The sequence below is a fragment of the Streptomyces sp. CAU 1734 genome (assembly GCF_039888735.1).
Taxonomy (GTDB): Bacteria; Actinomycetota; Actinomycetes; order Streptomycetales; family Streptomycetaceae; genus Streptomyces.
In genome coordinates this window covers 565,153-576,575 of sequence record NZ_JBDQQP010000001.1, presented here as the reverse complement: position 1 = coordinate 576,575, position 11,423 = coordinate 565,153, and the positions used below count along the sequence as shown (strand labels likewise).

The window sequence follows — 11,423 nt, the reverse complement described above, 5'->3', positions numbered from 1 at the left end:
GGCCCGTCCTATGAAGGCTGTAGCGTGTGGCCAACACGGCACCGGCGACACGAACCGGCTACACAGACCGGACACGGACCGGACACACGGATACGACGGCGAGGACTGATGGCACCCGAACCCGAAGCCGGCAGCAACGGCGGCCTGCCGGACGCGGTGGACTCCTGGGGCGTCGGCGGACTGGTCGGGGACGGCCGCTACCGCCTCACCTACCGCCTCGGCCGAGGCGGCATGGCCGAGGTCTTCGCGGCGGAGGACGTACGGCTCGGCCGCACCGTCGCCGTGAAGCTGCTCCGCGGCGATCTCGCGGAGGACCCCGTCTCCAAGGCCCGCTTCACCCGCGAGGCACAGTCCGTCGCCGGCCTCAACCACCACGCGATCGTCGCCGTCTACGACTCCGGTGAGGACGTGGTGAACGGCCAGTCCGTTCCCTACATCGTGATGGAGCTGGTCGAGGGCCGCACCATCCGCGATCTCCTGATCAACGCCGACGCCCCGCCGCCGGAGCAGGCGCTGATCATCGTCTCCGGTGTGCTGGAGGCGCTCGCCTACTCCCACCAGCACGGCATCGTGCACCGGGACATCAAGCCGGCCAATGTCATCATCACCAACTCCGGTGCCGTGAAGGTGATGGACTTCGGCATCGCGCGCGCCCTGCACGGCGCGTCCACCACGATGACCCAGACCGGCATGGTCATGGGCACGCCGCAGTACCTCTCCCCCGAGCAGGCGCTGGGCAAGGCCGTCGACCACCGCTCCGATCTGTACGCCACCGGCTGCCTGCTCTACGAACTCCTCGCACTGCGCCCGCCGTTCACCGGCGAGACCCCGCTCTCCGTGGTCTACCAGCACGTCCAGGACATTCCGCTGCCGCCGTCGCGGGCCTCCGACGTGGTGCCGCCGGAGCTGGACGGCATGGTGATGCGCTCGCTCGCCAAGGATCCGGACGACCGGTTCCAGAGCGCGGAGGAGATGCGCGGGCTGGTCCAGTACGCGCTCCAGATGCTTCAGCAGCAGGGCAGCCACAACGGCAGCTGGAACACCGGTCCGGTGCACACCCAGGAGGCCGCCCCCTCGGCGGGGCTGGGCATGGGCCTGGGGATGACCGGCGCCACCGCCGTGCACCACCCGGTGCACGGGGACACCTCGCAGAGCCCGATCCTGCCGCCGATGAACCCGGACGACGGGGGATACGACGGCGGGCACCGGCCCGGCGGCCGGGGGCGCGGCAAGGTCTGGCTGCTGGTCGCGCTGGCCGTGGTGGCGGTCGTGGGCGGTGTCGCCTTCGCCATACACGCGGCGAAGACCACGGGTGACACCCCGGCGGACAAGACCAAGGTCTCCACCGAGCCGTCCAAGCCGAGCTCGCCGCCGAGCCCGTCGGAGTCCGAGTCGGCCTCCGAGGAGCCGGAGGAGGAGCCCTCGCAGGGGAACCAGCAGCCCTGGAAGCCCTCGCAGAGCAAGTCCTGGGATCCGCCGGCCTCCGAGCAGCCCTCCGAGGACCCGGATCCCACCCAGACCGCCACCGTGCCCACCGCTCCGCCCACCGACCCGCCGACCACGGCGCCGTCCACCGACCCGGGCAGTCCGGGCGGCGGGGACAGCGGCAACCCCGGCGGCGGGGACAACGGCAATCCGGGCGGCTCCGGGGAGAACGCCGGATCCGAGGGCGGCTCCCTGGAGGGCGTCACCGGCTGACCGGCGGCACAGACGGCCCACCGGGGCCGGGGTTCGTGAGACGAACCCCGGCCCCGGTGGCGTACCCGGGAGGCGCCGGCCGGGCCCGGCCGGCCTCACCCCGTGAAGGCGTCCCGGACCGCCTCGTACCGCCGGGTCCACCACACCGCCAGCGCGGAGACGGCGGCGAACTGCGCGTCCGCCCGGCGGTCGTGCAGCTGATAGCGCCAGCGCAGTATCCAGAAGTCGTTGAGCCGCTCCCACCACACCCGGTGCACCGCCGCGGCCAGCTCCGCCGCGTCCGCGCCGGCGGCACGCCGGTAGGCCCTGGCATAGGCCCGCACCTTGGGCAGCTCCAGCTCGCCGGCCGGCTGGACGAAGAAGATCGCCGCCGCGCGCACCGCCTCCTCGGCGCGCGGCTGCACCCCCAGCCGGTCCCAGTCGACGATGGCGGCGGGCTCGGCGCCCCGGTAGAGCAGATTCAGCGGATGGAAGTCGCCGTGCACCCAGCCGCCCGCCGAGGCGGCCGGCGGGCGCCGGTCGGCATGGAGCTCCAGCAGCGCGCGGCGCTCCAGGAGGCGGTGCTCGGCGAGGGTGTCGAAGGCGTCGCGGGGGCTAGCGGTCCGGGCCAGGGCGAGGAGTTCGTCGATGACCCGGAAGGTGTCCCGGGGGTCGGCGCTCTCGTACGCCCCCGGCCGCCCGCCCGGTGGCGCGGGCGGCCGGCCGGGACGGCGCATGACCTGCTCCAGACAGATGTGCACCATGCCGAGGAGCGATCCCAGCCGGCGCGACTCGGCCGTCGACAGATGGGCCCCGTCGCGGTGGCGGCCGTCGACCCAGGGGTGCAGGGCGTAGCAGTCGCCGTCGATCACCGCCACGGTGTCGCCGTGCGCGTCGGCCACGGGCGGGGCCACGGGGACCCCCAGCGCCTGGAGGCGCAGGGTGGCCCGGTGCTGTCGGGTGATGGCCTCGTGGTCACCGTCGAGATGGTGCTTGAGGAAGTACGAGCCACGGGTGGTGGCGAGACGATAGCCGCGGTTGAGGAGTCCTTCGGTGACCCGCTCGCAGAGGAGTGGTTCGCCCGGGATCTCATAGCGGTGCAGCAGGGCACCGACCGGCGGCGCGATTACAGATGAGCGCGGCACTCACCAAATGATAGATCACGCAGCGTGTTGGTCGGACTGCTCTTTGCAATAGTCCAAGGTGTGCACGGTGACGAACTGAGGTTCGATGCACATGAAGACCGGATCGAAGCTCTCGCCGTCCGCCAGCCGGGGCTCGTCGCCGAAGCGCCGGAGATCGTCCTCGGCCGGTTCGACGATCCGCGCCATGCCGGTGAACTGAACGGACCACATGGCCTTTCCGCCGGAGTGGAAATTGTCCGCCTCATAGGCCACGACGCTGCCGTTGCAGGCACGGTGGTAGCCGAAACCGCGGTGGATGCGGACGACCACCCCGTCGGCGCGCACCACATGCCGGGCGGGCGCCACGAAGGGCATCGCGCGCATGCTGGTGGCCAGCCGGCCGTACGAGACACGGGCGAGCAGGCCGAGGGCGCCGAGCCGCTCGGCGTCCATGATGGTGCGCTCGCCCGGGCCTGCGGCGCGGACTTCCTCGGTGGACATGGTTCCACTCTGGGTGACCTGGGGCCCGGTGGGAAGGGGCCGCAGCCCCCCGTCGGCGGGGACGTAAGTCCCGTACCGGCGGAAACGTCCGCGGGGGAGCCGGCTCCGGGGCTGTCCTCCCGTACGCCCGGCGCCCCGCGGCCCCAGCCCCGCCCCGCGCCGCTCAGTGGTGCCGGCGCTCCGCCTGCATCCGTGCCACATACGCCGCCGCCTGCGAGCGCCGCTCCATCCCCAGCTTCGAGAGCAGACTGGAGACGTAGTTCTTGATGGTCTTCTCCGCGAGATGCAGCCGCTCGCCGATGACCCGGTTGGTCAGCCCCTCGCCGATCAGATCCAGGATCCGGCGCTCCTGATCCGTCAGGCTCGCCAGCTTGTCGTCCCCGCGCGGGCTGTTCCCGTGCCGCAGCCGCTCCAGCACCCGGGCCGTCGCCACCGGGTCCAGCAGGGACTTCCCGGCGGCCACATCGCGCACCGCCGACAGCAGCTCATTGCCCCGGATCGCCTTGAGCACATAGCCGGAGGCACCCGCCATGATCGCGTCGAAGAGCGCCTCGTCATCGGCGAACGAGGTCAGCATCAGGCAGTTGATGCTCTCGTCCCGGGAACGGATCTCCCGGCAGACCTCCACACCGCTGCCGTCCGGCAGCCGTACATCGAGTACGGCGACATCCGGCCTGGTGGCGGGAATGCGAATCATCGCGTCCTCGGCCGTGCCCGCTTCCCCCACCACCTCGATATCGTCCTCGACGGAGAGCAGCTCATGAACTCCCCGGCGGACGACTTCATGGTCATCCAGCAGGAATACGGTGATTTTTCGTTCTTCGCGCACGAATGCAGTCTCACACACCGGCTCTTCCCGTGCCCCGGGTGCCCGGTATACCGTGCCGGTGTCCTCGGCGGCCCCGCAAGGCTGTGACCTGTGCTGTTCCCGTATTTCTCGATTTACTTGGAAATCCAAGCAAAAACCCAGGTCAAAAGGGGTTTCGCAGGAATACGGCGCACTGGGTAACGTGCTTTTCGACAGGGTCTCGTCGGGGCACCTGTCACGCCCGGGCCCGCCCGGCCGCACCCCACCCCTGTGCGGACCGGATACGAGAACGGGCGAGCCTCCCCCTGTCCACGACAGGGGCGACCCCAGGCTCCCGGCGACCCCGGGAGACCGGACAGACGGAGGAGCACGCACGTGACCGTGGAAGGCACAGCCGCCGCGCGCAAGCCGCGACGCAGCACCAAGCGGGTGAGCGCCGCCAAGAAGGCGCAGCCGCAGCCGCAGAGTTCCGGGCCCCAGCTCGTACAGCTGCTGTCGCCCGGGGGCGAGCGCGTCGAGCACCCCGACTTCAGCATCGACCTGACCCCCGACGAGCTGCGCGGGCTCTACCGGGACATGGTCCTGACCCGCCGCTTCGACGGCGAGGCCACCGCACTCCAGCGCCAGGGAGAACTGGGGCTGTGGGCCTCCCTGCTCGGCCAGGAGGCCGCCCAGATCGGCTCCGGCCGCGCGCTGCGGGACGACGACTATGTCTTCCCCACCTACCGCGAACACGGTGTCGCCTGGTGCCGCGGGGTCGATCCCACCAATCTGCTCGGCATGTTCCGGGGCGTCAACCATGGCGGCTGGGACCCCACGAGCAACAACTTCCACCTCTACACCATCGTCATCGGCTCCCAGACGCTGCACGCCACCGGGTACGCCATGGGCGTGGCCAAGGACGGCGCCGATTCCGCGGTGATCGCCTACTTCGGCGACGGGGCCTCCAGCCAGGGCGATGTGGCCGAGTCGTTCACCTTCTCCGCCGTCTACAACGCCCCCGTGGTGTTCTTCTGCCAGAACAACCAGTGGGCGATCTCCGAGCCGACCGAGCGCCAGACCCGGGTGCCGCTCTACCAGCGCGCCCAGGGCTACGGCTTCCCCGGTGTCCGGGTGGACGGCAATGACGTGCTCGCCTGTCTCGCCGTGACCCGGTGGGCACTTGAGCGGGCCCGGCGCGGCGAGGGGCCGACGCTGGTGGAGGCGTTCACCTACCGGATGGGCGCGCACACCACATCGGACGACCCGACCAAGTACCGGCTCGACGACGAGCGGGCGGCCTGGGAGGCGAAGGACCCGATCCTGCGGCTGGGCACCCTGCTGCGGAACGAGGGCGCCGCGGACGACGACTTCTTCGCCGCCCTGGAGGAGGAGAGCGACGTGCTCGCCCGGCGGGTGCGGGAGGCGGTGCGCGCGATGCCCGACCCGGACGACATGGCGATCTTCGATCATGTCTACGCCGACGGGCACTCGCTCGTCGACGAGGAGCGGGCGCAGTTCGCCGCGTACCAGGCATCCTTCGCCGACGCCGAGGAGGGGAAGTAACCATGGCCGTACAGAAGCTCTCGCTCGCCAAGGCGCTGAACGAATCCCTGCGCCGGGCGCTGGACACCGACCCCAAGGTCCTGATCATGGGGGAGGACGTCGGAAAGCTCGGCGGGGTCTTCCGGGTCACCGACGGACTCCAGAAGGACTTCGGCGAGGAGCGGGTCATCGACACCCCGCTCGCGGAGTCCGGCATCGTCGGTACCGCGATCGGGCTGGCGCTGCGCGGCTACCGGCCCGTGGTGGAGATTCAGTTCGACGGGTTCGTCTTCCCCGCGTACGACCAGATCGTCACCCAGCTCGCCAAGATGCACGCCCGTGCGCTCGGCAAGATCAAACTGCCGGTGGTGATCCGCATTCCGTACGGCGGCGGCATCGGCGCGGTCGAGCACCACAGCGAGTCCCCCGAGGCCCTGTTCGCGCATGTCGCGGGCCTCAAGGTGATCTCGCCGTCGAATTCCTCGGACGCCTACTGGATGCTTCAGCAGGCGATTCAGAGCGATGACCCGGTGATTTTCTTCGAACCGAAGCGCCGTTACTGGGACAAGAGCGAGGTCGACACCGAGGCGATCCCCGGCCCGCTGCACACCGCGCGGACCGTCCGTTCCGGTACGGATGTCACGCTCGCCGCCTACGGCCCGATGGTGAAGGTCTGCACGGAGGCGGCAGCGGCGGCGGCGGAGGACGGCACCTCGGTCGAGGTGCTGGATCTGCGCTCGATGTCCCCGATCGACTTCGACGCGATCCAGGCGTCGGTGGAGCGGACGGGCCGGCTGGTGGTGGTGCACGAGGCACCCGTCTTCCACGGTTCGGGCGCGGAGATCGCCGCCCGCATCACGGAGCGGTCCTTCTACCACCTGGAGGCACCGGTGCTGAGGGTCGGCGGGTTCCACGCGCCGTATCCGCCGGCGCGTCTGGAGGAGGAGTACCTCCCCGGGCTCGACCGGGTGCTGGACGCCGTCGACCGCTCGCTTGCGTACTGAGGGGAGCCGCTGTGATCCGCGAGTTCAAGATGCCCGATGTGGGCGAGGGTCTGACCGAGGCCGAGATCCTCAAGTGGTACGTACAGCCGGGTGACACCGTCACGGACGGACAGGTCGTCTGTGAGGTGGAGACGGCGAAGGCGGCCGTGGAGCTGCCGATTCCGTTCGACGGGCTGGTGCATGAGCTGCGCTTCCCCGAGGGCACGACGGTCGACGTCGGCGAAGTGATCATCTCGGTGAACACCGGTGGCGCGGCCCCGGCGCCCGCCGAAGCGGAAGCCGAAGCGGAAGCGGAAGCCGAGGCGGAGGCGGAGGCCGAGGAGCCGAAGAAGCGCCAGCCGGTGCTGGTGGGTTATGGCGTGGCCGAGACCTCCGGCAAGCGGCGTCCGCGCAAGGCGGCCCCGGCGAAGTCCGTCGGCACCGCCGGTTCCGGCGGCCCGGCGGCGACCGCGCGGGCCGCGGCCGAGGCGATCCGGGACACCTCGGCGGCGGTTCAGGAGGCCGCCGTCCAGGAAGCCGTGGTCCGGGAGGCCGCGACGCGGGAGCCGTCCGCCGGCGCCGGGCTGAACGGCCGTACGGGAACCCCGTCCGCCCGTCCGCTCGCCAAGCCGCCCGTGCGCAAGCTCGCCAAGGACCTCGGTGTCGATCTGGCGTCCGTCACCCCGACCGGCCCCGACGGGATCATCACCCGCGAGGACATCCACGCGGCGGTCGCGGAACCGGCGGCTACGGAGCCGGTGTCCCCGGCTCCCGAGGCCCCCGCCACCCCCGCGGCGGCGGCACCGCCGGTCGCGGCGGGTGTCCGCGAGACCCGTGTCCCGGTCAAGGGGGTGCGCAAGGCCACCGCCGCCGCGATGGTGGGCAGTGCCTTCACCGCCCCGCATGTGACGGAGTTCGTCACCGTCGATGTGACCCGCACGATGAAGCTGGTCGAGGAGCTCAGGACCGATCCCGATCTGGCGGGGCTGCGGGTCAACCCGCTGCTGCTGATCGCCCGCGCGCTGCTCGTCGCGATCAGGCGCAACCCGGGGATCAACGCCTCCTGGGACGAGGCGAACCAGGAGATCGTCCAGAAGCACTACGTCAATCTGGGCATCGCCGCGGCCACTCCGCGCGGTCTGATCGTGCCGAACATCAAGGACGCGCACGAGCTGACCCTGCCCGGCCTGGCCCGCGCCCTGGGCGAGCTGGTCGGCACGGCGCGCGAGGGGAAGACCACCCCGGCCGCGATGCAGGGCGGCACGGTGACCATCACCAATGTGGGTGTCTTCGGCATCGACACCGGCACGCCCATCCTCAACCCGGGGGAGGCGGGGATCCTGGCGGTCGGTGCGATCAGGCTCCAGCCGTGGGTCCACAAGGGCAAGGTGAAGCCGCGTCAGGTCACCACCCTCGCCCTCTCCTTCGATCACCGGCTGGTCGACGGCGAACTGGGCTCGCGGGTGCTGGCCGATGTCGCGGCCGTACTGGAGAACCCGCGGAAGCTGATCACCTGGTCCTGACCGGGGCGACGCAAGGGGCGGGGCCCGTGACACGGCACAGTGTCACGGGCCCCGCCCTGGTCGTGCGCGTACCGGCTAGTCCTGCTGGGCGTTCGGCGAGAGCTGACGCAGCTTCATCGTCTTCGCGGTGCTGGAGCCGAAGCCGTAGTCGAGCAGCTTGGCCGCGTCCTTGTAGCGCTCGGGGACGCTCTTGCCCTTGAGGATGACGCCGACATATGTCTTGGAGCCCCGGGTGGCCGCGAAGACCAGGCAGGGGCCCGCCTTCGTGCCGGTGCCGGTCTTCATGCCGACCGCGCCGCTGTACGAACCCAGCAGCTTGTTGGTGTTCTCCCAGGTGTAGTACCGCTTCTTGCCGGCACTGGTCGGCGCGGTGGCCTTGTAGATCTTCGCCTTCACGACATCGCGGAACGTGGCGTTCCCGAAGGCGTGCTGGGCCAGCTTGGTCAGTTCGGAGGCGGTGGTGTAGTTCTGGCCGCCGGCCGAGATGCCGTCGAACGAGTCGAACTTGGTGTTCTTCAGCTTCAGCGAAGCGGCCTTCTTGTTCATCATGCCGATGAACGACTTGGTGCGCGCGGCGGTGGTGGAGCCCTTGCCCACCGCGTCGGCCAGTGCGTAGGCCGCGTCACAGCCGGACGGCAGCATCAGCCCGGAGAGCAGCTGTCGGATCGTCAGCTTGTCGCCGGTCTTGAGGTCGGCGGTGCTGCCGCCCTCCCGCGTCACATAGTCGCGGTAGGCCTGCTTGATGGTGACCTTGCGGTCGAGCTTGATGCCCGGAGTGGTCAGTACGGTGATCGCCGTGGCGATCTTGGTGGTGCTGGCCATCTCGCGGCGGACGCCGTCGCCCTTGGTGTAGAGGCGCTTGCCCGTCTTGAAGTCGATCAGATACGCGCCCGCGCTGGTGAGCGTGGGCGGCTTGGGTTTCGCCGCCGCCTGTGCGGGCGTGGCGAGTGGCGAGACCGTGAGGAGCAGGCCGCCGGTGAGGACAACCGTGGCGGCTCTGCGCACGCTCGTGTTGTTGAGTATCAAGGAAACGCTCCGGAGTTCGCACGTGCGTCGAAAACGTCTGGTTGGGGGCCGGGTGACACACGGGCCCCGATGTAAGACGGACGAGTGCCGCAAAAGGATGTACGCCGTGAGGCGATTCTCATCACAAATTTCGCGCGCCCCCGGGTGCGACCTCCGCACCCGACGCGCCGTCAGGGCTTTCCGCCACCGCCGTGCTCCCCCGCGTGCACCCGCCCGTGCCGGTATCACCCCGCGCTCCCCACCCCCGCCCCTGTAGATGTACACCACTTGTATCTAAGCTGTGCGCATGTCTGTCGCCGCCGCCACCCCCGCCGCCGTACGCGTCTACACCCACGTCAAGCAGGCCGTGCTCGACCGGCGGTACGAGGGCGGCACCCTGCTGACCGAGGGCGAACTCGCCGACGCGGTCGGGGTGTCGCGCACCCCCGTGCGCGAGGCGCTGCTCAAGCTGGAAGTGGAAGGGCTGATCAAGCTCTATCCCAAGAAGGGCGCCCTGGTCCTCGCCGTCTCCGCGCAGGAGATCGCCGATGTGGTGGAGACCCGGCTGCTGGTGGAGGAACACGCCACCCGCAAGGCCGTCCCCGCCTCCCCTCGGCTCCTCGCCCGGCTGGAGGAACTGCTGGAGCAGCAGCGCAGCCGGGGCGAGGCGGGTGATCTGGCCGCCGTGGCGGCCACCGACCGGCTCTTCCACGCCGAGATCGTGCGCAGCGGCGGCAATGAGATCCTCTCCCGTCTCTACGATCAGCTCCGGGACCGCCAGCTCAGAATGGGCGTGGCCATCATGCATGCCCACCCCGACCGGATCGCCAAGAACATCGTCGAACACGGCGAGATCCTGGACGCCCTCCGCGCCGGCGACCCCGACCGGGCCGCCGAACTGGTCCGCCGTCATGTCGGCTGGTTCTCCACCCTGGCGCGGGGCGAGGTCCGGTGAGCGCCCCGAGCGGCATAGCCACCCGGCTGCCGGGCGACCCCCCAGGCGGGCGGCGGGCCGTCGCCGTCTGGGGAATCGGGGTCTCCGTCTACTTCGTCGCGATCATCTTCCGCACCTCACTGGGCGTCGCCGGCCTCGACGCCGCCGACCGCTTCGACATCAACGCCTCCGCGCTCTCCACCTTCTCCATCCTCCAGCTGCTGGTCTACGCGGGCATGCAGATCCCGGTCGGACTCCTGGTCGACCGTTTCGGCACCAAAAGGGTCCTGACGATGGGCGCGGTGCTCTTCACCGCCGGACAGCTGGGGTTCGCGCTCTCGCCCTCGTACGGCATGGCGCTGGCCGCCCGGGTGCTGCTGGGCTGCGGCGACGCGATGACCTTCATCAGCGTGCTGCGGCTGGGCAACCGCTGGTTCCCGGCCCGCCGGGGGCCGCTGGTCGCGCAGATCGCCGCGCTCTTCGGCATGGCGGGGAATCTGATCTCCACCATCCTCATCGCCCGGCTGTTGCACGGCGTCGGCTGGACCGCCACCTTCGCGGGCAGCGCGGTCGCGGGTGTGGTGGTCACGGCGCTGGTGGTGTTCTTCCTCAGGGACCACCCCGAGGGCCATGAGCCCCCGCCCGTCCGGCACACGGAGCCCGCCTTCGTACGGAAGCAGATCGCCCGCTCCTGGCGGGAGCCCGGCACCCGGCTGGGCATGTGGGTGCACTTCACCACGCAGTTCCCGGCGATGGTGTTCCTGCTGCTGTGGGGCATGCCGTTTCTGATCGAGGCCCAGGGCATGACCCGGGAGGCGGCCGGCTCGCTGCTCACCCTGATCGTGCTGGTGAGCATGGTGATCGGCCTGGTGTACGGGCAGGTCATCGCCCGCCATCACGCGGCCCGCTTCCCGCTCGCCCTCGGCACGGTCGCGGTCACCGCCGCGGCCTGGTCCGCGATCCTGATCCATCCCGCCGACCGGGCCCCGATGTGGCTGCTGATCACCCTGTGCGCGGCGCTCGGGGCCTGCGGCCCGGCGTCGATGATCGGCTTCGACTTCGCCCGCCCGGCCAATCCGCCGGAGCGGCAGGGCACGGCGTCGGGCATCGTCAACATCGGCGGATTCACGGCCTCGATGACGACACTGCTGGCGATCGGGGTACTGCTGGACGCGACCGGCGGCAGCTACCGGATCGCGTTCTCCTCGGTCTTCGTCCTCCAGGCGGTGGGGGTGACACAACTCCTCCGGCTGCGGTCGCGGGCGGCGCGGCTGGAGCGGGAGAGACTGGTGGCGAGCAGAGTGGAGGCCGTCCACGTACCCGCGTAGCGCCCGCCCCCGGGTC

General features: G+C 70.6%; 10 protein-coding genes. 6 read left to right on the top strand and 4 right to left on the bottom strand.

The window, feature by feature from the left end; genetic code table 11:
- The first annotated feature begins 108 nt into the window (after window positions 1–108).
- Window positions 109–1,698, top strand: coding sequence for a protein kinase (locus AAFN69_RS02370; protein WP_347726513.1), 1,590 nt, complete (start codon window positions 109–111; stop codon window positions 1,696–1,698).
- Between the two features lie 95 nt (window positions 1,699–1,793).
- Here the strand turns inward: AAFN69_RS02370 and AAFN69_RS02365 are convergent, their stop codons facing one another.
- The 3 genes from AAFN69_RS02365 to AAFN69_RS02355 form a co-directional block, all read right to left on the bottom strand.
- Complete coding sequence (locus AAFN69_RS02365) at window positions 1,794–2,822, bottom strand: phosphotransferase (RefSeq protein ID WP_347726512.1); 1,029 nt, start codon at window positions 2,820–2,822, stop codon at window positions 1,794–1,796.
- Window positions 2,823–2,837: 15 nt separating this feature from the next.
- Window positions 2,838–3,254, bottom strand: coding sequence for a pyridoxamine 5'-phosphate oxidase family protein (locus AAFN69_RS02360; protein ID WP_347726776.1), 417 nt, complete (start codon window positions 3,252–3,254; stop codon window positions 2,838–2,840).
- A gap of 211 nt (window positions 3,255–3,465) precedes the next feature.
- The gene (locus AAFN69_RS02355) at window positions 3,466–4,131 is read right to left on the bottom strand and encodes a response regulator transcription factor (RefSeq protein WP_347726511.1); all 666 of its coding nucleotides are present in this window, start codon (window positions 4,129–4,131) and stop codon (window positions 3,466–3,468) included.
- 354 nt (window positions 4,132–4,485) lie between these two features.
- Between AAFN69_RS02355 and pdhA the strand changes: the two genes are divergently transcribed.
- From pdhA to AAFN69_RS02340, 3 genes are read left to right on the top strand one after another with little or no spacing between them, the layout of a single operon-like run.
- A complete protein-coding gene (pdhA, locus tag AAFN69_RS02350; protein WP_347726510.1) occupies window positions 4,486–5,655 on the top strand; it encodes a pyruvate dehydrogenase (acetyl-transferring) E1 component subunit alpha in 1,170 nt (389 codons plus the stop codon).
- Between the two features lie 2 nt (window positions 5,656–5,657).
- Complete coding sequence (locus AAFN69_RS02345; RefSeq protein ID WP_347726509.1) at window positions 5,658–6,638, top strand: alpha-ketoacid dehydrogenase subunit beta; 981 nt, start codon at window positions 5,658–5,660, stop codon at window positions 6,636–6,638.
- Between the two features lie 29 nt (window positions 6,639–6,667).
- Window positions 6,668–8,140, top strand: a complete 1,473-nt coding sequence (locus AAFN69_RS02340; RefSeq protein ID WP_347726775.1) for a dihydrolipoamide acetyltransferase family protein — start codon at window positions 6,668–6,670, stop codon at window positions 8,138–8,140.
- A gap of 75 nt (window positions 8,141–8,215) precedes the next feature.
- On the opposite strand, the gene AAFN69_RS02335 is transcribed toward AAFN69_RS02340, so the two are convergent.
- Complete coding sequence (locus AAFN69_RS02335) at window positions 8,216–9,145, bottom strand: serine hydrolase (protein WP_347726508.1); 930 nt, start codon at window positions 9,143–9,145, stop codon at window positions 8,216–8,218.
- A gap of 307 nt (window positions 9,146–9,452) precedes the next feature.
- Between AAFN69_RS02335 and AAFN69_RS02330 the strand changes: the two genes are divergently transcribed.
- The gene (locus AAFN69_RS02330) at window positions 9,453–10,100 is read left to right on the top strand and encodes a GntR family transcriptional regulator (RefSeq protein ID WP_347726507.1); all 648 of its coding nucleotides are present in this window, start codon (window positions 9,453–9,455) and stop codon (window positions 10,098–10,100) included.
- On the top strand, window positions 10,097–11,407 hold the full coding sequence (locus tag AAFN69_RS02325) for an MFS transporter (protein WP_347726506.1): 1,311 nt from the start codon (window positions 10,097–10,099) through the stop codon (window positions 11,405–11,407). The genes AAFN69_RS02330 and AAFN69_RS02325 overlap by 4 nt, the downstream gene beginning before the upstream one ends.
- The last annotated feature ends 16 nt before the right edge of the window (window positions 11,408–11,423 follow it).

What these genes read in the sequence shown, in the direction of transcription:
- AAFN69_RS02345 (WP_347726509.1), top strand. Translation starts at nt 5,658, where the DNA reads ATGGCCGTACAGAAGCTCTCGCTCGCCAAGGCGCTGAACGAATCCCTG.
- AAFN69_RS02360 (WP_347726776.1), bottom strand. Translation starts at nt 3,254, where the DNA reads ATGGACGCCGAGCGGCTCGGCGCCCTCGGCCTGCTCGCCCGTGTCTCG.
- AAFN69_RS02340 (WP_347726775.1), top strand. Translation starts at nt 6,668, where the DNA reads ATGCCCGATGTGGGCGAGGGTCTGACCGAGGCCGAGATCCTCAAGTGG.
- AAFN69_RS02330 (WP_347726507.1), top strand. Translation starts at nt 9,453, where the DNA reads ATGTCTGTCGCCGCCGCCACCCCCGCCGCCGTACGCGTCTACACCCAC.
- AAFN69_RS02370 (WP_347726513.1), top strand. Translation starts at nt 109, where the DNA reads ATGGCACCCGAACCCGAAGCCGGCAGCAACGGCGGCCTGCCGGACGCG.